Source organism: Myxococcus sp. CA033 (assembly GCF_013336625.1).
Classification (GTDB): domain Bacteria; phylum Myxococcota; class Myxococcia; order Myxococcales; family Myxococcaceae; genus Myxococcus; species Myxococcus llanfairpwllgwyngyllgogerychwyrndrobwllllantysiliogogogochensis.
In genome coordinates this window covers 130,313-151,705 of record NZ_JABUMU010000006.1, presented here as the reverse complement: position 1 = coordinate 151,705, position 21,393 = coordinate 130,313, and the positions used below count along the sequence as shown (strand labels likewise).

General features: G+C 69.8%; 20 protein-coding genes and 1 pseudogene. 14 read left to right on the top strand and 7 right to left on the bottom strand.

Annotated features, from left to right (window positions below; genetic code table 11):
* From HUA78_RS17940 to moaD, 11 genes and pseudogenes are all read left to right on the top strand, one after another.
* Positions 1-422: pseudogene (locus tag HUA78_RS17940) on the top strand (short-chain dehydrogenase); the annotation flags it as partial.
* Positions 423-587: 165 nt separating this feature from the next.
* Positions 588-1,379, top strand: a complete 792-nt coding sequence (gene uppS, locus HUA78_RS17935; protein WP_141644889.1) for a polyprenyl diphosphate synthase — start codon at positions 588-590, stop codon at positions 1,377-1,379.
* Positions 1,376-2,206: a phosphatidate cytidylyltransferase gene (locus HUA78_RS17930; protein WP_174454882.1), complete on the top strand. Its 831-nt coding sequence runs from the start codon at positions 1,376-1,378 to the stop codon at positions 2,204-2,206. The genes uppS and HUA78_RS17930 overlap by 4 nt, the downstream gene beginning before the upstream one ends.
* An 84-nt stretch (positions 2,207-2,290) precedes the next feature.
* Positions 2,291-3,928 carry an RIP metalloprotease RseP gene (gene rseP, locus HUA78_RS17925; protein WP_174476794.1) on the top strand — a complete coding sequence of 546 codons (1,638 nt, stop codon included), beginning with the start codon at positions 2,291-2,293 and terminating at the stop codon, positions 3,926-3,928.
* A gap of 7 nt (positions 3,929-3,935) precedes the next feature.
* Entirely contained in the window at positions 3,936-4,418 is a 483-nt protein-coding gene (locus HUA78_RS17920; RefSeq protein WP_174461862.1) for a septal ring lytic transglycosylase RlpA family protein, read from the top strand.
* Between the two features lie 9 nt (positions 4,419-4,427).
* Positions 4,428-5,165: a tRNA (adenosine(37)-N6)-threonylcarbamoyltransferase complex dimerization subunit type 1 TsaB gene (gene tsaB, locus HUA78_RS17915; protein ID WP_174461863.1), complete on the top strand. Its 738-nt coding sequence runs from the start codon at positions 4,428-4,430 to the stop codon at positions 5,163-5,165.
* 43 nt (positions 5,166-5,208) lie between these two features.
* The gene (locus HUA78_RS17910) at positions 5,209-6,237 is read left to right on the top strand and encodes an aspartate-semialdehyde dehydrogenase (protein WP_174454886.1); all 1,029 of its coding nucleotides are present in this window, start codon (positions 5,209-5,211) and stop codon (positions 6,235-6,237) included.
* 125 nt (positions 6,238-6,362) lie between these two features.
* Positions 6,363-7,262, top strand: a complete 900-nt coding sequence (locus tag HUA78_RS17905; RefSeq protein WP_174454887.1) for an MXAN_2561 family MXYO-CTERM-anchored protein — start codon at positions 6,363-6,365, stop codon at positions 7,260-7,262.
* On the top strand, positions 7,259-7,987 hold the full coding sequence (locus HUA78_RS17900; RefSeq protein WP_174454888.1) for an MXAN_2562 family outer membrane beta-barrel protein: 729 nt from the start codon (positions 7,259-7,261) through the stop codon (positions 7,985-7,987). Before HUA78_RS17905 ends, HUA78_RS17900 begins: the two co-directional genes overlap by 4 nt.
* 6 nt (positions 7,988-7,993) lie before the next feature.
* Positions 7,994-9,853 (top strand): PKD domain-containing protein, encoded by a 1,860-nt coding sequence (locus HUA78_RS17895; RefSeq protein WP_174476793.1) that lies wholly within the window; start codon positions 7,994-7,996, stop codon positions 9,851-9,853.
* A complete protein-coding gene (gene moaD / locus HUA78_RS47510; RefSeq protein WP_141645838.1) occupies positions 9,850-10,524 on the top strand; it encodes a molybdopterin converting factor subunit 1 in 675 nt (224 codons plus the stop codon). The genes HUA78_RS17895 and moaD overlap by 4 nt, the downstream gene beginning before the upstream one ends.
* Positions 10,525-10,778: 254 nt before the next feature.
* Here moaD and HUA78_RS17885 read toward each other — a convergent pair whose 3' ends face one another.
* The 3 genes from HUA78_RS17885 to HUA78_RS17875 form a co-directional block, all read right to left on the bottom strand.
* The gene (locus HUA78_RS17885) at positions 10,779-11,441 is read right to left on the bottom strand and encodes a hypothetical protein (RefSeq protein ID WP_254623782.1); all 663 of its coding nucleotides are present in this window, start codon (positions 11,439-11,441) and stop codon (positions 10,779-10,781) included.
* Between the two features lie 128 nt (positions 11,442-11,569).
* Positions 11,570-13,615 carry a site-2 protease family protein gene (locus tag HUA78_RS17880; protein WP_174476792.1) on the bottom strand — a complete coding sequence of 682 codons (2,046 nt, stop codon included), beginning with the start codon at positions 13,613-13,615 and terminating at the stop codon, positions 11,570-11,572.
* Positions 13,616-13,631: 16 nt separating this feature from the next.
* On the bottom strand, positions 13,632-14,054 hold the full coding sequence (locus tag HUA78_RS17875; RefSeq protein ID WP_141645835.1) for an NUDIX hydrolase: 423 nt from the start codon (positions 14,052-14,054) through the stop codon (positions 13,632-13,634).
* 69 nt (positions 14,055-14,123) lie between these two features.
* Here HUA78_RS17875 and HUA78_RS17870 point away from each other — a divergent pair, with 69 nt between their 5' ends.
* The 3 genes from HUA78_RS17870 to HUA78_RS17860 all read left to right on the top strand — a co-directional run bounded on the left by HUA78_RS17870 (position 14,124) and on the right by HUA78_RS17860 (position 18,270).
* On the top strand, positions 14,124-14,603 hold the full coding sequence (locus tag HUA78_RS17870) for a hypothetical protein (protein WP_246137486.1): 480 nt from the start codon (positions 14,124-14,126) through the stop codon (positions 14,601-14,603).
* Positions 14,604-14,670: 67 nt separating this feature from the next.
* Positions 14,671-16,626, top strand: a complete 1,956-nt coding sequence (acs, locus tag HUA78_RS17865) for an acetate--CoA ligase (RefSeq protein ID WP_174476791.1) — start codon at positions 14,671-14,673, stop codon at positions 16,624-16,626.
* 288 nt (positions 16,627-16,914) lie between these two features.
* On the top strand, positions 16,915-18,270 hold the full coding sequence (locus HUA78_RS17860) for an aminotransferase class I/II-fold pyridoxal phosphate-dependent enzyme (RefSeq protein ID WP_174454892.1): 1,356 nt from the start codon (positions 16,915-16,917) through the stop codon (positions 18,268-18,270).
* 222 nt (positions 18,271-18,492) lie between these two features.
* Here HUA78_RS17860 and HUA78_RS17855 read toward each other — a convergent pair whose 3' ends face one another.
* The 4 genes from HUA78_RS17855 to HUA78_RS17840 all read right to left on the bottom strand — a co-directional run bounded on the left by HUA78_RS17855 (position 18,493) and on the right by HUA78_RS17840 (position 21,352).
* Positions 18,493-19,122 (bottom strand): histidine phosphatase family protein, encoded by a 630-nt coding sequence (locus HUA78_RS17855; RefSeq protein ID WP_141645832.1) that lies wholly within the window; start codon positions 19,120-19,122, stop codon positions 18,493-18,495.
* A gap of 62 nt (positions 19,123-19,184) precedes the next feature.
* Positions 19,185-19,820: a hypothetical protein gene (locus HUA78_RS17850; RefSeq protein ID WP_141645831.1), complete on the bottom strand. Its 636-nt coding sequence runs from the start codon at positions 19,818-19,820 to the stop codon at positions 19,185-19,187.
* Positions 19,817-20,698, bottom strand: a complete 882-nt coding sequence (locus HUA78_RS17845) for a ribonuclease HII (RefSeq protein ID WP_174454893.1) — start codon at positions 20,696-20,698, stop codon at positions 19,817-19,819. The genes HUA78_RS17850 and HUA78_RS17845 overlap by 4 nt, the downstream gene beginning before the upstream one ends.
* Positions 20,699-20,968: 270 nt before the next feature.
* The gene (locus tag HUA78_RS17840; protein ID WP_174454894.1) at positions 20,969-21,352 is read right to left on the bottom strand and encodes a carboxypeptidase-like regulatory domain-containing protein; all 384 of its coding nucleotides are present in this window, start codon (positions 21,350-21,352) and stop codon (positions 20,969-20,971) included.
* Positions 21,353-21,393: the final 41 nt, after the last annotated feature.

The window sequence follows — 21,393 nt, the reverse complement described above, 5'->3', positions numbered from 1 at the left end:
GGCTCGCGTTCGCCATGTCGCGAGACTTGCGTCGCACCCGCGTCACCGCGCTCGCCGTGACGCCCGGCTTCCTGCGCTCCGAGGAGATGCTGGAGGGCTTCGGCGTCACCGAGGCGAACTGGCGCGACGGCGCGAAAGTGGAGCCGGACTTCATCGCCTCCGAGTCACCGTCCTACGTCGGCCGCGCCGTCGCCGCGCTCGCCGCGGACCCGAACGTCGCCACCAAGGCCGGCACCGTCCATAGCTCCTGGGCCCTGGCCCGCGAGTACGGCTTCACCGACCTGGACGGCTCCCAGCCCCACTGGGACGAGTACTTCGAGCGCACCTATCGCACGCCCTACCGCGTCGCCGACGCCACCGCCTACGCGTCCTGGCACAACAGCCCCATCGAGATCGCCCGCCCCAACTGGCCCGTCGACTGAATCCGTCCTTTCGCCCGCACCCGGGCCGGGCCCACCCGGGCCTACATGGTCTGGGAGTCCTGGGCCGCTCGCACCGAGCGGGCGACCGACCAGGGGCCTCGGGCGACGGTTGGGCCACGCGCTCGTGGACGTGGCCCCTCTGCGCCGGTAGGGTGCGCGGCTCGAATGGAACGCCCCCTAGTGGTTTCCGCCCTCGAAAATCAGGTCAAGGCCCGGCCCGTGCCGCGCCACGTGGGCATCATCATGGATGGCAACGGTCGGTGGGCGGAGTCGCGGGGTCTGGACCGACTTGAGGGCCACCGCGAAGGGAGCTCCAGTGTGAGGGAGGTGACCCGCACCGCCCGCCGCGTGGGCATCCAGGCCCTGACCCTCTACGCCTTTTCCTCACAGAACTGGGCCCGCCCCGCGGAGGAGGTCGCCGGGCTGATGGACCTGCTGCGCGACTACCTGGAGCGCGAGCGGGCCGAAATCCTCGACAACGGCATCCGCCTGAACGCGGTGGGTGACGTGGGGCGCCTGCCCCGCTTCGTGCGGGAGCCGTTGGACCGGCTCATCGCCGACTCGGCGCACAACACCGGCATGGTGCTGTCGCTGGCGCTGTCCTACGGCGGCCGGGAGGAAATCCTCCACGCCGCCAGTCGGATGGCGGAGGCCATCTCCCGGGGCGAGCTGTTGGCGGGCCGGGTGGAAGAAGCCGACTTCGAGTCCTTCCTGTGGACGAACGGGCTGCCCCCGCTGGACCTGGTGGTGCGCACCAGCGGCGAGCAGCGCGTGTCCAACTTCCTGCTCTGGCAGATGGCGTACGCGGAACTGTGCTTCACCGACGCCCTCTGGCCGGACTTCCGCACCGATGAGTTTCTCCGCTGCGTGTCTCAGTACCAGCAGCGAGAGCGGCGCTTCGGTCTCACTTCCGCCCAAGTCAAGCGGGAGGACACCCCCCAGCGGGCCAAGGCGTGAACGACAAGAACAAGAACCTCGTCGTGCGCATCGTGACGGCGCTGACGCTCCTGCCGCTCGTGGTGTTGCTGCTCTTCCTCGGCGGCGTGTGGAGCGCGGGCCTGTTGGGCCTCGCCGCCGCCGCGTGCGTGGGTGAGTACTATCTCATCGTCCAGAAGCGGCTGAACGCGGCTGCCTGGGTGGGCATGGCCTTCGCCGCGGTGATGCCGTTCCTGCCGCTCAAGGACGCGGCGCGCACGGGAGAGACGGCCTTCTGGCTCACCGTCGTCTTCTCGTTCTTCGCGTGGATATTCCACCTGTTCAAGGGCCCGCTCGCGGAGGCCCCCACGCGCACGGCGCACCTGGTCAACGGCTTCCTGTACGGCGCCGTGGGCCTCACCGCCCTGTCCGCGCTGCGGCTGCTGCCGGACCATGGTCTGGCGTGGGTCATCTGCGCGCTGACGATTACGTGGGCCAACGACACCGCCGCGTACTTCTTCGGCCGCTTCCTGGGGCGCCACAAGCTGTACCCCGAGGTGAGCCCCAACAAGACGTGGGAGGGCTTCTTCGGCGGCATGCTCGGCTCGGTGGGCGGCATGTTCATCGCCCGGGGCTTCTTCTTCCCTGTGTTCACCGTGTGGGACTGCGTGCTGCTGGGCATCGCCGGCGGCCTGTTGGGTCCCGTGGGCGACTTGTGCGAGTCCATGCTGAAGCGCGCGTACGGGGTGAAGGACTCGGGTTTCCTCATCCCCGGGCACGGTGGGGTGCTGGACCGCATCGACGCTTTGCTCTTCAACGCCCCCCTGGTGTTCGTCTACGTGCAGTTCGTGCGCGGCCTGCTTCCGTAGAATCGTGAGATTTCGCTCGCCCGCCTGGCTGGCGGGCCCGGATGTGCGTTGTCCGTCCGGGGGCTCACGATTACTGTTGCCGCCATGCCCTCACTTCAGAACCTGGGGTTCTTCATCCTCCTGCTTGGCGTGCTCGTGACAGTGCACGAGCTTGGCCATTTCCTCGTGGCGAAAGCCTGCGGGGTGAAGGTCCTCAAGTTCTCCATCGGCTTCGGGCCCAAGCTCATCGGCTTCGTGAAGGGCGAGACGGAGTATCAAATCGCCATCCTGCCCCTGGGCGGCTTCGTGAAGATGGCGGGCGACCTGCCCCATGAAGAACTGAGCCCCGAGGAAGCCAAGCGCGGCTTCCTGGCGCAGCCCCCCTGGAAGCGCGGCCTCATCGTCCTGGCGGGGCCGGCCTTCAACCTCATCTTTCCCGTCATCGTCTATTTCTTCGTGTTCCTCGGCCCGCACCAGGCCACGTCCACCCTGGTGGGGTATGTGGAGCCCGGGATGCCCGCAGCCGCCGCCGGCATGCGCCCTGGAGACCGGGTGCTGTCCGTGGAGGGCGAGTCGGTGCGCACCTTCGACGACATGCGGGACACCTTCGTCGGGCGCTTCGAGCGGCCGATTCCCATCGTCGTGGAGCGCGATGGCCAGCCGGTGACGTTGACGGTGAAGCCCATCAAGAACACGGAGACGTCGCCCATCGACACGGTGGAGCGGGGCCTCATCGGCGTGCTGCCGCTGGCCAAGCCGCCCCTGGTGGGTGTGCCTCCGGGGTCCGTGGCGGAGGCCGCGGGGCTGCGGACGTTCGACCGCGTGCTGAGCGTCAACGGGACGAACGTTCCGGACGAGGCGCGGCTGTACCAGGAGTTGGGCCGGCACCCGGAAGGGGAGCCGCTCAAGGTCGTCGTGCGGCGCATGGACACCGTGGCGGCGGGCGTGGTGCAGGGTCAGGTGGCCCGTGTGGCGGAGGTGACTGTGCCCCGTCAGCCCGGTGCGGGCCTGGCGGCGCTGGGCGCGGAGCCGGCGGACCAGTACGTGGCGACGGTGGTGCCCGGCAGCGCGGCGGAGAAGGCCGGGCTCAAGCAGGGTGACCGCATCGTCTCGCTGGACGGCGAGGTCCTCCCGTCCTTCCGGATGCTGGAGGTGAAGCTCAGCGGGGCGGAGGCGAAGCCCTTCACGCTGACGTGGCGGAGCACGGACGGCGAGCACACCGAGAAGCTCTCGCAGGCCCCGCTGATGGCGGAGGACGGGATGGGGCAGCAGCTCACGAAGCTCTCCCTGGGCGCGCGCGGGTGGACGCTCGTGGACGCGGACGTGGCCCGGGCGGACGAGGTGACGGTGCACCTGGGCCCGGCCGCGGCGCTGAAGCAGGCGGCCATCGTGGTGCCGAAAATCGTGGGGCAGATGGTGAAGGTGCTCGGAGGGCTCGTCACCCGCGACGTGCCGCTGAGCACGGTGGGCGGCCCCATCATGATGTACCAGCTGGCGGCCCGGAGCGCCGAGCAGGGGCTCGACTCCTTCCTCAACCTGATGGCCATCATCTCCATCAACCTGGGCGTGATGAACCTGCTGCCCATCCCCGTGCTGGATGGCTTCGCGCTGCTGTCCGCCGCGTGGGAAGGCATCCGCCGTCGCCCCATCCCCGTGCGCGTGCGCGAGGCCGCCAACATGGTGGGACTGGCGCTGCTCATCCTGCTGATGCTCCTGGTCTTCACCAACGACATCACCCGCTAGAGGTCCCATGCGCGCGAGCACCTTCGTCATCTTGCTGGCGCTGGGCATCTCCACCGGGTGCGCGTCGCGCGCGGCGAAGCCGGACTCGCCTGAGGACTCCAGCCCGGAGCCGTCCTCGCCCCGGGTGACGAAGCGCGAGCAGATGCCTCGCTCCTACGTGGGCGAGGGGCTGGCCTCGTTCTACGGCCCGGGGCTGCACGGCCGTCCCACCGCGAGCGGGGAGCGCTTCAACCAGAACGAGCTCACCGCCGCGCACCGCAAGGAGCGCTTTGGCGCGTGCCTGCGCGTGGTGAACATGGAGAACGGCCGCGCCGTGCAGGTGCGCGTGAATGACCGGGGGCCATACGTGGATGGGCGCATCATCGACGTCTCGAAGGCCGCCGCCTCCAAGCTGGGCATGCTGGACAAGGGCGTGGTGCGCGTGCGGCTGTACCGCTGCAAGGACGCCGTGTCGGAGATTCCCCGCGCAATGTGGGCCGCGCCGGTGTAGGGAGCGCCCATGTTCCTCGCGCTGGACACCTCCACGCTGACGATGTCGCTCGCCCTGGTGGAGCGCGGGCCGGAGGGGGCCGTGCACGCGGTGGAGCACTCCGTGGTGCGGCCTCCCGTGAAGCAGAGCGAGGCGCTGCCCGGTGTCGTCGGTGAGCTGCTGGACCGCCATGGCGTCAAGCTCGGGGATTTGGAGGGCCTCATCGTGGGCCTGGGCCCGGGCTCCTTCACGGGGTTGCGCATCGGCCTGGCCACGGTGAAGTCGCTGGCGTACGCGGCGAACCTCAAGGTCGCGGGCGCGTCCTCGCTGGCGGCCGTGGCGCTGGAGGGCCCGGAGGACGTGCCGCTCTACTGCCTGGCCGTGGCGCGCAAGGACGACCTGTACCTGGGCGCGTATGTTCGGCGCGGCGCGACGGTGGAGGCGCTGGAGCCGGAGACGGCCATGTCGCCCAAGGACGTGGCCGCGCGCATGGCCGCGGAGCCGCGGGCGGTGGCGCTGGGGCCGGCGCTGGTGGACTACCGCGCGGCGCTGGTGTCGCACGGCGTGGCGGCGGAGCGACTGTTGACGGGGCCGGACTTTCCCTCGGCGGTGGAGCTGACGCGGCTTGCGCGCATGCCAGAGACGTTCTCGCTCGAGGCCCTCTTCGCCATGGAGCCGCACTACGTGCGGGCCTCCGAGCCGGAGCGAAACCCCAAGTTCCCTCCGCTGCCGGGGCCTGCGCCCACGGCGCGGTTGAAGGACGACTGAAGCGTCCAGCGCTCACGCGCTCGGGCGATGCAAAGGACGCGCGATGAACGAGAATCTCAAGATTGCCGTGGTGGGCGCCACGGGTGTGGTGGGCCGTGAGGTGTTGGCCGCGCTGTACGCGCGCGACGTGCCCGCGGAGCAGGTGCGCGCCTTCGGCTCCGAGCGCTCGAAGGGGCTGGAGGTGGAGTACGGCGAGGACTCGCTGGAGGTGGAGCGCGCCGTTCCGGAGGCCTTCAAGGGCATGGGGCTGGTGCTACTGGCCACGCCCGCGGAGGCGTCTCGCACGCTGGCTCCGGCCGCTCAGGCCGCGGGCGCGTGGGTGGTGGATGTCAGCTCCGCCTTCCGGTCCGACGGCAACGTCCCGCTGGTGCTGCCGGGCTTCAACACGGAGCTGTTGGGCGCGACGATGAAGGGGCGCCTGGTGTGCCTGCCGAGCGCGGTGACGACGGCGTCGGTGCATGTGATGGAGCCCCTGCGCCGGGCCTTCGGCGTGGTGCGCGCGCAGGTGACGGCGATGATGAGCGTGTCCAGCGCGGGCGTGCGCGGCGTGGCGGAGCTGGAGAAGCAGACCGCGGATTTGATGTCCGGGCGCGAGCCGGACCCGAGCGCCTTCCCGCACCGAGTGGGCTTCAACCTGGTGCCCCAGGTGGGCGGCTTCATGGTGGGCTCCCCGTGGACGGAGGAGGAGGGCGGCTGGACGCTGGAGGCCGCGCGGCTGTTCGCGACGCGAGGCGACGCGCCCGTGCTCGCTGGCACCGCAGTGCAGGTGCCCAGCTTCTACGGCCACGGCCTCACCCTCAACGTGCAGCTGAAGAAGGCGGGCCCGGTGGAGCAGGTGCGCGCGGCCCTGAAGACGTCACCCGCCCTCAAGGTGCTGGACACCCCCGGTGAGCGCATCTACCCCATGCCCATGCTCGTCACGTCGGACCCCACGGTGCACGTGGGCCGGGTGCGCGCCTTCCCCCAGGCCCCCGAGTGGGTGACGCTCTTCGCCGCCGTGGACAACGCCACCCGGGGCGCCGCCCTCAACCTGGTGGAGGCCGGCTTGAAGCTGGCTGAACGCCCCGTCTGACAAATTGGCACGCCGGCCGCGGCCGCCCTGCCTGTTTGGCTCGCCGGAGCGGCCCGCGAGGGCCAGAAGTAGGCCTGCGGGAACGATTTCAACGTGGCCTCCCGCTTGCTAGCTTCCGGCTACCCATGCGCCTCACATTCGCCGTGCTCCTGCTCTTCGCGTCGACCGCCCTGGGGCAGACCGTGACGTTCTCCGGCTCGGTCATCGTCGACAACGACATCGTCGTCTCCAAGGCCAACTGCGCCGATCGCAGGTCCGTCTCCTGGTCGCGGACGGGGACCCTCGCGTGCAGTCCGCTCGTCTTCTGGTTGTCGGACGGCAACTGTTCGGGGGAACCGGGCGAGGGGGACAAGGAAATCTTGGAAATCGCCGAGGGGAACACCGCCACTACGTCCGGCACGCTCGAGCTGCGCATGAGTGATGCGCTCGCCGCGGGTGGCCTCACGTGTGAAACCCAGACGGCGGACAAGACCTACAGGCTCTGTGCGACGGTGGAGAAGCAGGACTCGCTTGGGGCCTGCGACAGTACGACCTCCAGCGTGGGCTCGCCGAGCGTCAACTTCATCCTGGACCCGACCTCTCCCCTGGCGCCGGCACTGCCGGGCGTGACGGGCCTGGACAGCGCGCTGAGTGTCAGCGTGACGGTGCCCAGCGACACGACGAGCATGCTGGTGGAGGTGGTGGAGCTGGTGCCAGGGGATGGGGATGGCGGGACGGCCACCGCGGGCGAGGTGGTGCGCTCGAAGACGCAGACGTCCGACAACACGGTGTTCCGGATGGATGAGCTGGAGAACGAGAAGGAGTACGGCGTGCGTGCCTTCGCCTTCGACAAGGCGGGCAATCAGAGCCCGGCGTCGCCTCTGGCGACTGGCTCGCCGATTCCGAGCGATGGTTTCTTCGCGGCGTATCACGCGGCGGGTGGTGCGGAGACGGGCGGGTGTGGGGCGGGCGGGGGTGGCCTCGCGCTGGGCGCCGTGGTGGCGGCCCTGGGGTTCTGGATGACGTCGAGGAGGAAGCTGTCATGAGTCGGGCATGGGCCGTGAGTGTGGCCATGATGGTTGCCGCGCTGCCGGCGTGGGCGCAGGACGTCGGAGTGGTTTCGACCGAGCAGATGGAGTCGTCGCGCAGCGGCGGCATCATCATCCGGGTGGGCGGCTACAAGCCGCTCTTGGATGACGAGAAGGCGCTCAACGGGAATACGCCCTACGAGGACACGTTCGGTGACGCATCGCTGCTGCTCGTCGAGCTGGAGCTGCAGCGCTACTTCTACCAGGGCATCGGCACCGCGGGCGTGGGTGTGTCGGCGGGCTACGGGGAGAAGTACGCGGCCGCGAAGCTCGCGGGCGGAGGCAACGCGGCGGAGCAGACGGCGCTGAAGGTGGTGCCGCTGGCGTTCAACCTCTTCTACAAGTTCGACTACGCGGCCTTCGAGTGGGGAGTCCCCCTGGTGCCGTACGGCAAGCTGGGGCTCATCTACACGCCGTGGTGGGTGACGAAGGGCAGCGACACCGAGACGGCGGACGGCATCACCGCCAGCGGTGGCAAGTGGGGTTGGGGCGCGACGGGCGGGGTGGCCTTCCTGCTGGACGTGCTGCAGCCGCGCTTCGCGCGCGACTTCGACTCGGGGCTGGGCATCAACCACAGCTACCTGTTCGCCGAGTACACCTACGCGGATGTGGACAATTTCGGCAAGCCGGGCTTCGTGCTCTCCAGCCGGCGCTGGATGTTCGGACTCGCGCTGGACTATTAGCGGCGGATGCCGCTTTTTCCGCGCTCCTCCCGCTCGTTCGTCGCGCACTTTCTCTTGATGGTCGCCGTGGGGCCCTGGGCCTCCGGCTGCCGGCGCGTCGTCCGGGCGGACCTGGGCGCGGACCGCACGGTGGAGGCGGGCGTTCCCGTGGAGCTGGGCTCGGGCGAGGCGGGGGCGCAGGCCCTCACCTGGGAGCCCGGCGACGGGACGCCTTCACGGACGGGCTCCCGGCTGTCGCATGCCTTCGCCCGCGCGGGCACGTTCACCGTTCGCGCGCTGCATGAGGGCCAGGAGGTCGGCAGCGTGCGACTCACGGTGGTGCCGCGCCCGTTGCCGCGCGCGGTGCCCTCGGATGCGCGGTCGCTGCTGTGGGTGCCCAGGCTTCAGGGCAACGTGGAGCCGCTGGTGGACTTCTACGAACGGCTCGTCGGTCCCGATGAGGCCGAGCAGGTGCTGCGGGAGGCTCCGCTGGTGTCGCTCGTGCTGAACAGCCTGACGAGTGGCGCGAGTGTCGTGGACCCGGAAGAGGGCTTTGGACTGTTCCTGCTGCCCGGGTTCGACGGCGTGGTGGCGCTGCTGGGCGTGACGGAGCCCGACGCGGCGCTCGCGGCGGTGGCGAAGGAGTTGGAGGCGGTGGGCCACGAGGTGACCGCCACGGAGGATGGCGCCATGCGCGTGACGCCCCTGGACTCCGGCGAGCCGATGCTGCTGTTCGTCGACCGGGGCTATCTGTACCTCGCGATTCCGGACGCGGCGGACGAGGACGTGGTGCCTGGGGAGGGCGAGCCCGTGGAGGTGCTGGCTCAAGAGGAGGCGCCGGCGGTGGTGGGCGACGTCGAGGTGGCGCGCCGCGCGGTGCTGGGGCTGTCCGGTGAGGGGCTCTCCGAGTCCGCGCTGCTGACGGAGCTGCGGCCGAAGGTGGCCGAAGGCAATGTCTACCTGTACTCGGGCGCGTTGCAGCGGGCCGAGGACGCGGAGGAGGCGGGGCCGGTTCGCGGGTTCTTCGCGTCGCTGACGGTGCAGCCGGAGCGGCTGGTGTTGGATGGGTTCCTGTCGTCCACTCGGCCGCTGCTGCAGGGGGCGGACGCTCCCGCGTCGGCGTTGCTGGCGGACAGCGCGATGGGGCCGGTGGCGGCCGCGCAGCTCTCCGTGCCGCCCGAGGAGCTGGCGAAGCTGGCGTTCGGTGCTCCGGGCTCACCGCACCGGGAGCGCACCGTGGATCGTTGGCGCGCGCGGGGGCTGGACGCGGAGGCGCTGCTGAAGGCGCTGCGCGGCGACGTGGCCATGCTGGTGTACTTCGACGCGCCCGGGTTCCTGCGGGGCTTCGTGCAGAAGCAGCGGCCGGAGCCCAAGGGCACGGTGTTGATCGACGCGGGGCTTACGTCCGCGGAGCCGGTGCTGCGGCTGCTCGATGCGCGGCTGCAGGGCACGTCGCTGCGCTTCAGCGCGGAGAAAGTCCCGGGAGGCAAGCTCTACCGGACCCTGATGTGGGGCTATCCGGTGCAGCTCAAGGTGGGGCCGGAGCGGGCCACGCTCGTCGCGGGAGAGTCGCTGGACGGCCGGCCGCGCGGCGACGTGGGGCGCGCGCTGCGCGAGCGCTTCGGGGGCGAGACGTTTGGTGCCGGGCACATGTCGGTGATGGCGGACCTGGGCCAGCTGCGCGCGGACCTGGAGGCGCAGGAGTCGGTGCCTGGGGTGTCGGCGGAGCGGCTCGCGTCGGCCCAGGCGCTCGTCAAGGCGGTGATGGAGGGTGTCACGCCGCTGGACTCGGCCTTCCTGGACTTCTCGCTCGCCGAAGGGGGCGCCCGACTCAAGGGGAGCCTGCGGCTTCGCGAGGATGCGCGGACGGGGCGAGGTTGGCAGTGAGCGCGGGTGGCGCCGTCACCGTGCTGTACTTCGCCGCCGCTCGTGAGCGGACGGGACGGGCGCGTGAGTCGCTGGACGTTCCCGACGGCGCGACGGTGCGAGACGTGCTCCGGTTGCTCGCGACGGCGCACCCGGGGTTGGAGCCGTTGCTGCCGCACCTGCGGGTGGCGGTGGACCAGGAGTTCGTGAGCGCCGAGGCACCGGTGCGACAGGGCGCCGAGGTGGCGTTGATTCCTCCGGTGGCGGGTGGCTCGCCTGGGTTGTTCCAGGTGGTGGACCGTCCGCTGCGGCTGGAGGACGTGGTGGAGGCGGTGGGCGGCGAGGCGTACGGCGGGCTGGTGACGTTCAGCGGCTCGGTGCGCAACCAGACGAAGGGACGGCGCGTGCTGCGGCTGGAGTACGAGGCCTACGCGCCCATGGCGGAGAAGAAGCTGGCGGAGATTGGGGCCGAGGCCACGGCGCTGTGGCCGGGCGTGCGGCTGGCGATTGTCCACCGCGTGGGCACGCTGGTGCCCGGAGAGCTGGCGGTGGTCATCGCCGCCGCGGCCCCGCATCGCAAGGAGGCGTTCCGGGGCTGCGAGCACGCCATCGAACGGCTCAAGCAGGACGTGCCCATCTGGAAGAAGGAGTTCTTCGAGGACGGCGAGGTCTGGGTCGGGCTGGGGCCGTGACGCCACACAGGTCCCAGATGAGTCGCAGCTGCTCGAGCCCGCGCAGCACGAGGTACACCAGGTCCACTTCCCACCACGCGATGCCCTGACGGACCCGGCCCGCGCGGTGGTGATGGTTGTTGTGGAACTCGCAGAGCGAGAGCACCGCGTAGAGCAGGTTGTTGCGGCTGTTGTCTCGGGTGTCGAAGCGGCGGGGGCCTCGACTCAGGCTCGGGCCGCGCGGGGGCCCGGGCCCGTCCGCGCGCATGGAGGCCTCAGCGCGAGCGGAAGGTCGCGGGGATATGGACCTCCTCCGGGCCTCCATCGGTCTGCTGCTGCGAGCGCTCCGCATCGGTGATGGGCCGCATGGGCGTGTCCAGGCCCATCTGCTTGCGACGCGCGGCTTCCTTGTCGGCCGCCAGTTGCAGCGCGCGTGCGTTGGATTCGGCCGCGCGTTGTGGCGTGGGGCCCGCGAGCAGGAAGCCCACCGGAAGGCTCAGGAAGAGCAGACCGACGATGAGCAGCCAGCCCATGTCCTTCCACTGGAGGGGACCGACGCGCTCCTTCACGACGGAGCCCTGGACGAGCAGCGAGAGCTGGCCTTCCGTCAGCCGCAGCGTCATTCCGTCCGCGAGGGCCACGGAGGTCCGGCCCTGGTCCTTCACGAGCTGATTGGCTGGGACGGAGGTGAAGGCGTCGCCGCGTGCCTTGTGCTCCACATGGACGTTGGGCGGCAGGTGGATGCGCCAGCCGCGTCCGGTGCGCTCGGCCATGAGGAAGGGCTCCTCTGGCAGCGTGAAGCCGTAGAGGGGCAGGGGTGCCTTTTCATCGGGCGCGGCATGCACCTTCGCCTGCTCGGGCCCGTAGCTCCAGGCATCCGCGAGGTTCTCGCCCCAGTACAGCTCGAAATACAGCCCGCCGTCCGCCTTGGTGCTCATCTCGCGTACAAGCATATGCGTCCTGCTGCCTCTCGGCCGCGTCATCGGGCGCGGAAGCCCACCGGTGGACACGAAACGTCCGCCCGCCTACCCGACAACCAAGGGAGGGCAGGGGTTCCCCGGGCGAATCACCTCGAGGGCGTACTCGGCCCACCTGGCGAGGTGGGGCTCGGTGTGTTCGGCCCGTTCTTCGCGGGTTCGGTGGGTCCACCGGGGACCGCAGGTGGCACGGGCCCACCGGTTCCCGCGACAGCAGGCGGTGCTGAACCACTCGCTCCTGTGGCGGCAGGCGGAACCGTTCCACTCGCTCCGGTGCCAACAGGCGCTGCGGTTCCGTTGCTTCCATTGGCAGCAGGCGGTGCTGAACCACTCGCTCCTGTGGCGGCAGGCGGAACCGTTCCACTCGCTCCGGTGCCAACAGGCGCCACGGGCCCACCGTTTCCATTGACAGCAGGCGGTGTTGAACCACTCTTTCCCGCTGCGGCAGGCGGAATCGTTCCACTCGCTCCGGTGCCAACAGGCGCCACGGGTCCACCGTTTCCAGTGACAGCAGGAGCACCTGCTCCACCCGCACCAGTACCAGCGGGCGTCACAGTCCCACCGGCTCCCGAGATAGCAGGTGCAGTTGTTCCGGCTGTCCCGATACCCGCAGGCGCCGCAGTCGCACCGGTTCCAGCGACAGCAGGCGCAATCGCTCCACCTGTCCCGGTACCAGCAGGCGCCACAGTCCCACCGTTGCCAGTGACAGCGGGAGCAATCGCTCCACCCGCACCGGTACCAGCAGGCGCCACGGTTCCACTGGCTCCCGCGATAGCAGGTGTAATCGCTCCACCTGTTCCAGTACCCGCAGGCGCCGCAGTCACACCGGCTCCCGCGACAGCAGGAGCAATCGCTCCACCTTCCCCGGTACCAGTGGGCGCCACAATCCCACCGGCTCCCGCGACAGCAGGAGCAATCGCCCCACCTGCACCAGCGACAGCCGGAGGCACGGGACCCGTCGCAGGCGCCACGGGCCCACTGGCTCCAGCAACAGGAGGAGCAGTCGGTCCACCTGGACCCGACGGAGGCGTCGAGCCGGCGACCGTGGGCATTCCCGTTCCAGGTGTCGCGGGAGTCCCCGTTGCCGTCTGCGTCCCCCACCTGAATCGCTCGGGAAGCGCGCCCCGAATCTCGGCCGCCGCCACCGCGACGATGACCACCGAAATCGCGAGGAAGCCCACCGTCTGCGCCACGGTCTCCACGCGCGGTGGCAGCTTGCGCCCGCTCGCCACTTCAATCATCAGCAACAACACCCGCCCACCATCCAACCCGGGAACCGGCAACAGCGTCAGCAACGCCAACGCCATCGACGCGGCCACCAAGGCCCGCAGCACCGAGTCCACACCCGAGGACGCCGCGTCCGACGACTCCTGCCGCACCAGCGCGCCGGGCCCCGTCGGTCCTCCATGGGGCTGGCCACCTCGCACCAGCCGCAGGAGCATCGTCCCACCCTCCGACGCGAGGTTCATCGTGTGGACGAACGCATGGCCCAGCGCCTCGCCCGGCGCATGCGAGCGGTAGACGTACTGCTGGCTCACGCCGATGCGGCCCTCGCCCCGCTCATCCGCGCGGGGACGCACGCTCACCACGCGCGTCTCGCCGTGTCGGTTCACCCGCAGCTCCAGCGTGCGGCCCACCCCCACCGCCACCTTCTCCACGAACTCCGTCCAGGTGCGCAGCGGCTGCCCATCCACCGTGTCGATGCGGTCTCCCGGAAGCAGCTGTGCCCGCGCCGCCTCCGAACCGGGCCGCACCGTGCCCACCGTCAGCGGCACCACCACGTGCGTGCCCGACGTGTACAGCGCGAAGAGGACGCCCAATGCGAAGAGGTAGTTGGCCAGCGGCCCCGCCAGGATGATGAGCGCGCGCCGCACCGGCCCCATGGCCCGGAAACTGACGGCCTCCGCCGCGTCCGCGCGGTGCGGATTCATCCCCTGGATATGCACCGTGGCGCCCAGGGGCACCGCGCCCACGACGAACTGCGTCCCTCCCAACCGGAAGGACGCCATCGGAGGGCCGAACCCGAAGACGAAGCGAGGCACCCGCACGCCGAGCAGCCGCGCGGCGACGAGGTGCCCCAGCTCGTGCAGGGCCAACAGCGCCCCAAGGGCGAGCAGGACGAGCGCGTAGTGCATCCCGGAAGGCCGCGCCCTACAGCTTCCGCCGCTGCCCGGTCCGCTTGTAGGCCAGGTAGTCGGAGAGGATGGTTCCGTGGTCGAAGCACAAGTCGGACGGCAGCGCGTCCAGCGCGAAGGTGCGCGCCTCCGCCGCGTCGTCCGAGCCCTGGGGAGCGCCCTCCGAGGTGCCGATGTACACCGTGGACAGCGTGTGTTGGCGAGGGTCCCTCTTCGGGTCCGAGTACGTGAAGAACTGCTCCACCAGCTTCACGTCGAGCCCCGTCTCCTCCTTCACCTCGCGAATGGCCGCCGCGTCCAGCGGCTCACCCTCGTCCACGAACCCGCCCGGCAGCGCCCACCCGATGGGCGGATTCGCTCGGCGGATGAGGACGATGCGTCCGCCGGGAAGCTCGATGATGCAGTCCACGGTGGGCTTGGGGTTGCGGTATTCGGGCATGGCCCCCAGTCTACCCCGACCGTCACGTCCGCACTGCACTCGATGCGTCCGTGGAGTATGGTGCGCACCGTGTCCACCGTGAGACGCTTCCGCCTGCTTGTCCCCGCCCTCCTCGTGAGCGCCATGTCGGGCTGTCTGCCCTTCAACCAGGACCCGGGTGACTACCAGTTCACTCCCGTGGAGGTCTTCCGCGACGAGTGCGGTCTCTACCCCGCCAACCAGGACCAGTTCCACGGCACCCTCCAGGTCACCGGGCGCGTCGTCCGCCTGGACTTCGGGCTGCTCGACACGCAGCTCATCGGCTACTTCCTCGCCGAGGGAGACGACTTCTCCATCGACGGCACCATCGTGAATGCCTCCGCCATGGTGCGAGGGCAGGAGTGCCTGCTCGACGAGGCCAACATCCACATCGACGCCACGACGCAGTGCGGGACGCGCTTCGATGGGGTGATGCGGGTGCGCTACCAGACCGATCAGCGTCCGACGGACTGCGCCTGCGAGCTGTGGATGCGTTTTGAAGCCGTCAAGGAAGCGAAGCGCTGCGAATAGCGCGCTTGAGCCTGGCCTCGCGGGTTCCTAGAACAGAGGGGTTGTCGCCCACTCCGTGGAGGAGCCCATGGCTGAAACGCACCAAGAGATTGTCTCGGTCCTGACCGAGGCCCGCGTCTTCCCACCGCCCCAGGCGTTCTCCCAACGCGCTCTCTTGAAGAGCATGGAGGACTACCAGCGCCTGTGGGACGAGGCCGCCAGGAACCCGGACAAGTACTGGGGAGACCGCGCCCGCGAGGAGCTGTACTGGAAGGAGCCCTTCCAGACGGTGCTCGAATGGAAGCCGCCGCACGCGCGGTGGTTCGTCGAGGGACGCACCAATCTGGCCTACAACTGCCTGGACCGGCACCTCGCCACGCGCCGCGACAAGCCGGCCATCCTCTTCGAGGGCGAGCCCGGAGACCGCCGCAGCATCACCTACGGAGAGCTGTCCGCGCAGGTGAACCGGCTGGCGAACGGCCTCAAGTCGCTGGGCATCAAGAAGGGCGACCGCGTGGGCATCTATCTGCCCATGGTGCCCGAGGCCGCGGTGGCGATGCTGGCGTGCGCGCGCATCGGCGCGGTGCACTCGGTGGTGTTCGGCGGCTTCTCCACGGAAGCACTCCAGGAGCGCATGAACGACGCGGGCGCCAAGGTGGTGCTTACCGCGGACGGCGGCTGGCGCAAGGGCGCGGTGGTGCCGCTGCTCAAGAACGTGGAAGCCGCGCTGAAGACCATGACCACCGTGGAGAAGGTGGTGGTGCTGCGGCGCACGGGCGACTCGCTGGCGCTGAGTGACTCGAAGCTCCTGGCGTGGGACGCGCTGGTGAAGGACCAGTCCGACACGTGCGAGCCGGAGTGGGTGGAGAGCGAGCACCCGCTGTTCATCCTCTACACCTCCGGCTCCACCGGAAAGCCCAAGGGCGTGCTGCACACCACCGCGGGCTACTCGGTGATGGCGTCGCTCACCACGCGCTGGGTGTTCGACTTGCGCGAGGACGACGTCTACTGGTGCACCGCCGACGTGGGCTGGGTGACGGGGCACAGCTACGTCGTCTACGGGCCGCTGATGAACGGCGCGACGACGGTCATCTACGAGGGCGCGCCCACGCACCCGGCGCCGGACCGGTTCTGGGACATCATCGAGCGCTACAAGGCCACCATCCTCTACACCGCGCCCACCGCCATCCGCGCCTTCATGCGCCTGGGCGAGGAGCACCCGCGCAAGAAGGACCTGTCCTCGCTGCGCCTGCTGGGCAGCGTGGGGGAGCCCATCAATCCCGAGGCGTGGATGTGGTACCGCGAGGTCATTGGCGGCGGGCGCTGCCCCGTCGTGGACACCTGGTGGCAGACGGAGACGGGCTCCATCATGATTTCGCCGTTGCCCGGGGCCACGCCCACCAAGCCGGGCTCCGCCACGCTGCCCCTGCCCGGCATCCACGCGGAAATCCTGGACCGTCAGGGCAACGCGGTGCCGAAGGGGCAGGGCGGTCTGCTCTTCGTCACCCAGCCGTGGCCCTCCATGCTGCGCACCGTGTACGGCGACCCGGAGCGCTACGTGCGCACGTACTTCAGCGAGCTGCCCGGCAAGTACTTCACCGGCGACGGCGCGCGCACCGACGCGGACGGCTACTTCTGGTTGATGGGCCGCGTGGATGACGTCGTCAACGTGGCGGGCCACCGCCTGGGCACCGCCGAGGTGGAGAGCGCCCTCGTCTCGCACCCCCGTGTGTCCGAGGCCGCCGTGGTGGGTCGCCCCGACGACTTGAAGGGCACCGCGCTGGTGGCCTTCGTCACGCTCAAGCAGGGCCACGCCCCGTCCCCCGAGCTCAAGAAGGAGCTGGCCCAGCACGTCTCCAAGGAGATTGGCGCGATTGCCCGGCCGGATGAGATTCGCTTCGCGGAGGCCCTGCCCAAGACGCGCTCCGGAAAAATCATGCGCCGCCTGCTGCGCGACGTCGCCGCCGGAAAGCAGTCCTCGCAGGACACCACCACGCTGGAGGACCTCAACGTCCTCGCGGCGCTCCAGCAGAACGACGAATAGCCATACCCCGAGGCAGGGCAGGGGAGCGTTGAATCAGGCCCCCTGCCTTCGCCCCCGTGGGACGTGGTGGCTCGGGTGCTCTACGTGAAACCACTCAGGTCGGAACTGCAACTGGGTTTCACCCTACGTGTGACGGTCGGTCTGCGCTAACAATCCGAAATATTCAGGTGTTGAGGAGTTGTTGACACTGGAAGATTACAGGGGCATTAGAGGCCGCGCTCACCCCCCCGAGCGCGACGCCCCGGGTCTTGTTTCCAGCGTCGTTTACCCTCCCCCTCGGATGTGTTCATGAATCTCCGCGATCAGCTCGACTCGCCGCTGTTCACCCATTTCATCGCCAACTACACGAACCCCACGGGGCCTGACTTGCTGGGCCGCACGGAGGCGTTCTTCGAGTGGCAGGAGTCGCGGCGGCAGACCGGGTTGTGGCCGTATTCGCGGAGCCTGGACGGGGCGCCCATGGCCGAGTGCGCCGTGCGCAGCGAGACGGGAGTTGCGCGGCAGGGTTTGAACTTCGGTTCGCAGGACTACCTGGCGCTGTCCACGCATCCGTCGGTGGTGGAGGCGGCGCACCGGGCCATTCGTGACTTCGGCGTGCACAGCGCGGGCTCCGGGATGTTCGGGGGGAACACGGCGCCGTCACTCAAGTTGGAGCAGGCGCTCGCCGAGCACCTGGAGATGCCGTACGTGGCGCTGTTCGCGACGGGGTGGGGCGCGGGCTTCGGTGCCATCGCCGGGCTGGTACGTCCCGAGGACCACGTGGTGCTGGACGCGCTGTCCCACGCGAGCCTTCAGCAAGGCGCGAACGCGGCGACTCAGAAGGTGAGCCGCGTGCCGCACCTGAACAACCGCGCGATGCGCCGCAAGCTCCAGGAGCTGCGCGCGAGCGACGCGGCCAACGGCATCCTCGTCGTCACCGAGGGCCTGTTCTCCATGGACTCGGACATTCCTCGCATCGAGGAGCTACAGACCATCTGTCACGAGTTCGGCGCGACGCTGCTGGTCGACGTAGCGCACGACCTGGGCGCGCTGGGGCCCAAGGGCACGGGCAGTCTGGGGGCGCAGAACCTGCTGGGGAAGGTGGACCTGGTGGTGGGCTCCTTCTCGAAGACGTTCTCGTCCAATGGCGGCTTCGTGGCGACGCGTTCGGCGGCGGTGCGCCAGTTCGTCCGCGTCATGGGCGGGCCGCACATCTTCTCCAATGCGCTGGTGCCCGTGCAGGCCGCGGTGGCGCTGGAGTCGCTGCGCATCGTCCGCTCGGAGGAGGGTGACGTGCTGCGCGCTCGGGCGATGGAGAACATCCTCGCGTTGCGCGCCGCGTTCGCCGAGCGCGGAGTGAAGTGTCTGGGGGAGCCGTCGAACGTGGTGCCTGTGCCGCTGGGGGACCCGAAGGTGGCGCGCGTGGCATCGAAGCTGGTGTTCGAGCGCGGCGTGTTCCCCAACCTGGTGGAGTACCCGGCGGTGCGCATCCGCGAGTCGCGCTTCCGCATGCAGGTGATGTCGTCGCACACGGTGGCGCAGATGAAGCAGGGCGCCGAGGTGGTGCTCAACGCCGTCGAAGAGGCCCGGACCATGCTCGAGTCCCCTCAGCCGAGCCCGTTACGGGTCGCTCGCGCCGAGTCAGGCAAGCGCGCCGAGGTCTGAGCCGCGCGCGTCGAGTCGGGCGCGCGCCGAGGTCTGAGCCGCGCGCGTCGAGTCGGGCGCGCGCCGAGGTCTGAGCCGCGCGCGTCGAGTCGGGCGCGCGCCGAAGTCTGATGCTCGAGCCGAGCCGGGCAAGTGCCAGGTCAGGTGCTCGCGCCGAGGTCTGAGCCTCGCGCTGTCGCCGCAATCGGCTCCCGCGAATCCCGGCGAAGCCGGCTGTGCCGCTCAGGTGTCGTCGAGGCTGTCGTCGCGCAGGTGCGTGATGTCACCCCACGTCACCAGCCGGAACGCGCCCTGGTGATAGTCGAACTGGTTCCAGCACGCGTTGAGCACCGAGAACGCGCGCGGCGTGCTCGGCGGAATCCCCAGGCTGTGTCGGAAGAAGCTGCTCAGCACGCCCCCGTGGGTGACGACGACGACGCGCTCCCCAGGGTGGCGGCTGCCCACTTCACCCAGGCACTCCACCGCGTGCCCCAGTCGCTGCGACGTGCTCTCGCCTCCTGGGACGACGAAGTCCGGCGCGTTGGTGGCGTACTCGCCGAAAATCTCTGGATGCTGGCGACTCGCCTCCTCGCGGGTGAGTCCCTCGAGGATGCCCAGCCCGCGCTCCCTCAGCCGCGCGTCCGAGTGGACCGGGTGGCCCGTCCTCGCGGCGATGCGCTGGGCGGTCTGCATCGCCCGACCCAGGTCGCTGCTGTACAGCGCGCTGAAGGAGAGGGTGGACAGCCGCGCCGCGAGCGCGTCCGCCTGACGCAGCCCCTCGGCGCTCAAGGGGCTGTCCCGGTGGCCCTGGAGCAGCCCCAGGGCGTTCCACTCCGTCTCGCCGTGCCGCAGCAGGATGAGCTCGGTCTTCATGCCCGAAGCCTGACGACAGGCCCCGGGCAGGGCAAGGACTCCGTGCGTGACGTGTCAGCGGCTCAGCGTGCCCGCTCCATGTGCGTCATGCCTTCCTCCAGCAGCGCCGCCACACCCCGGCGCACCACGTGGACGACCTTGCGGCTGTAGGCCGGGCCTCCATGGGTGTAGTGCCCGCTCACCTTGTGGTGCAGCTCCGTGGCGCCCCACACCAGCACCAGGTCCGCCCACTCCAAATCACTCCGGGCCCGGTCCGACGTGCGTCGCTCGGTGCCGTCCACCATGCGCAGGTCGATGTGGTGGCCCAGCTTCGACTCCAGCTCCTCGCGCACCGCTGGAGAGCCGCCCACCACCACGACCTTGCGCACGCCCAGGCGGTTGCACGTCTCCACGAAGGCGACCTCCGCCCGGTGGTTGGCCGAACCTCCGCAGCGCGCGCAGTGGCTGCGCGGCTCCACCCGCAGCGGCTCGCGGCCACTGGCCTGCGCCACCTTGAGGCACGCGCCATCCGCGCACACGGGGAAGAAGCGCCCCTCGAGCACCTCCGCCGCCTTGTGCAGCTTGGGCTCACTCATCCGCAGCTTGCCGGGACGCGTGAGGCCCGCATCCTCCAGCACCGCGCGAGCGCGCACCCGCGCGTCCGTCAGCGTGATTCCGCGGTCCGACAGCCAGCCGTCGATGTCTCGGTCCGTGCTCATGACTCTCTCCTCGTCGGAGACGGCACGGCGGAGAACAGCTCCGCCTGCACGGGGGAAGTTTCAGGAGAAGCCACCAGTCCCAACACCTCTCTCACCGGACCGAAGCTGCGCCGGTGGATGGGCAGGACCCCCTTCTCCTTGAGCGCCTGGACATGGCGCGCCGTCGGGTAACCCTTGTGGTCCGCCAGCCCATAGCCCGGGTAGCGCGCGTCCAGCTCCGCCATCAGCTTGTCGCGCGTCGTCTTGGCCAGGATGGAGGCCGCGGCGATGCTCATGGAGAGCGTGTCGCCCTTGATGATTCCGCGCTGGGGCGAAGGGCACTGCGGAATCGTCCGCGCGTCCACCAGCACGTAGTCCGGCTTGAGCCCCAGGCCCTCCACCGCGCGGCGCATGGCGAGCAACCCCGCGTGGTAGATGTTGAGGCGGTCGATTTCCTCTACCTCCGCGTGGCCCACCGCCCAGGCCACCGCGTCGCGCTTGATGGCGACCGCCAGCGCCTCGCGCTTCTGCGCGTCGAGCACCTTCTTCGAGTCGTCCAGCCCCTTGAGCCGGTAGCTCCTGGGCAGCACGGCCGCGGCCGCGACGACGGGGCCGGCCAGCGGTGCCATGCCCGCCTCGTCCACGCCCGCCACATGCGTGTGCCCCTGCTCCCACAGCTCCGTCTCGAAGCGCAGCAGGTGGCGCAGCCGCTGGCCCTCGGAGCGGTTCTTCTCCTGTCGGGAGCGGATGCGCCGGGCGAGCGCCTGGGCGCCTCGTCGCGGATCCGCGTCGAGCGCCTCCAACAGTCCGTTCGGGACGGGGTTCGCCTGGGTGACGAAGCGCTCGGTCAGCTCACCGAGGGCGCACTGAAGCCACTGTTCCCGGCTATCGATGGACATGCTTGCGGACCCGAGCGACTACCGGAACGGTAGGACTCCCCAATGAGGGAACGCGGTGCCCACCACAACACGTCCCCACCGCCGTACACACGGGAGCGCCCGACTGGTGGGTGGCTCCGAGGACGGGGATGTGACGCGAGGAGGCGGGCATGCGGGTCTGACGCATGCTGACAGCCGTACCGCAGGCGGCCGGCTCAATTCAACCTCCCTGGTGCATTCTCGCGAGGAAATCCTAGCGAACCCCGGAGAAGTTGGAGGCCAGATGAGTTCCTACGGACTCAACTCCAGCGTCAATTCGGCCGGCTCGGGTACGCAGTTGCAGGTGTCACACACCCATTCGACGCGGGAGGCAGGGGACACCTTGGCGCCGGCGGTGGCCACCACTCGCACCGGGCTGGGGGCGAGCCGCTCGTTGACGGCGGTGGTGACGCCGTCGCTGTCGGTGACGCCGGAGATGCTCTCGTTGGAGGTGAGGTTGGTGGCGGTGACGGTGGCGCCGCGCACCCGGGCTCCCTCCGCCGAGACGACCTCCACGCGCAACGCCATCAGCGTCGCCTCACAGTCGTCGATGCCGCGCTCCATGCGAGGCGCGTCATCACATCCGGAAAGCAAGCCGAGGCCGATGAGCCAGCAGAGTCCGCGCACCCGAAGCATGTGCTCAAGGTGATGCTTGTCCCTCCGCGCGGCAATGCCTG

Bases quoted from the DNA above. Each gene is read 5' to 3' on its own strand.
- tsaB (WP_174461863.1), top strand. From the start codon at position 4,428: ATGTTCCTCGCGCTGGACACCTCCACGCTGACGATGTCGCTCGCCCTG.
- HUA78_RS17910 (WP_174454886.1), top strand. From the start codon at position 5,209: ATGAACGAGAATCTCAAGATTGCCGTGGTGGGCGCCACGGGTGTGGTG.
- HUA78_RS17920 (WP_174461862.1), top strand. From the start codon at position 3,936: ATGCGCGCGAGCACCTTCGTCATCTTGCTGGCGCTGGGCATCTCCACC.
- rseP (WP_174476794.1), top strand. From the start codon at position 2,291: ATGCCCTCACTTCAGAACCTGGGGTTCTTCATCCTCCTGCTTGGCGTG.
- HUA78_RS17855 (WP_141645832.1), bottom strand. From the start codon at position 19,122: ATGAAGACCGAGCTCATCCTGCTGCGGCACGGCGAGACGGAGTGGAAC.
- HUA78_RS17850 (WP_141645831.1), bottom strand. From the start codon at position 19,820: ATGAGCACGGACCGAGACATCGACGGCTGGCTGTCGGACCGCGGAATC.
- HUA78_RS17880 (WP_174476792.1), bottom strand. From the start codon at position 13,615: ATGCACTACGCGCTCGTCCTGCTCGCCCTTGGGGCGCTGTTGGCCCTG.
- HUA78_RS17840 (WP_174454894.1), bottom strand. From the start codon at position 21,352: ATGCTTCGGGTGCGCGGACTCTGCTGGCTCATCGGCCTCGGCTTGCTT.
- HUA78_RS17885 (WP_254623782.1), bottom strand. From the start codon at position 11,441: ATGAGCACCAAGGCGGACGGCGGGCTGTATTTCGAGCTGTACTGGGGC.
- HUA78_RS17905 (WP_174454887.1), top strand. From the start codon at position 6,363: ATGCGCCTCACATTCGCCGTGCTCCTGCTCTTCGCGTCGACCGCCCTG.
- HUA78_RS17875 (WP_141645835.1), bottom strand. From the start codon at position 14,054: ATGCCCGAATACCGCAACCCCAAGCCCACCGTGGACTGCATCATCGAG.
- HUA78_RS17845 (WP_174454893.1), bottom strand. From the start codon at position 20,698: ATGTCCATCGATAGCCGGGAACAGTGGCTTCAGTGCGCCCTCGGTGAG.
- uppS (WP_141644889.1), top strand. From the start codon at position 588: ATGGAACGCCCCCTAGTGGTTTCCGCCCTCGAAAATCAGGTCAAGGCC.
- HUA78_RS17900 (WP_174454888.1), top strand. From the start codon at position 7,259: ATGAGTCGGGCATGGGCCGTGAGTGTGGCCATGATGGTTGCCGCGCTG.
- HUA78_RS17860 (WP_174454892.1), top strand. From the start codon at position 16,915: ATGAATCTCCGCGATCAGCTCGACTCGCCGCTGTTCACCCATTTCATC.
- HUA78_RS17895 (WP_174476793.1), top strand. From the start codon at position 7,994: ATGCCGCTTTTTCCGCGCTCCTCCCGCTCGTTCGTCGCGCACTTTCTC.
- acs (WP_174476791.1), top strand. From the start codon at position 14,671: ATGGCTGAAACGCACCAAGAGATTGTCTCGGTCCTGACCGAGGCCCGC.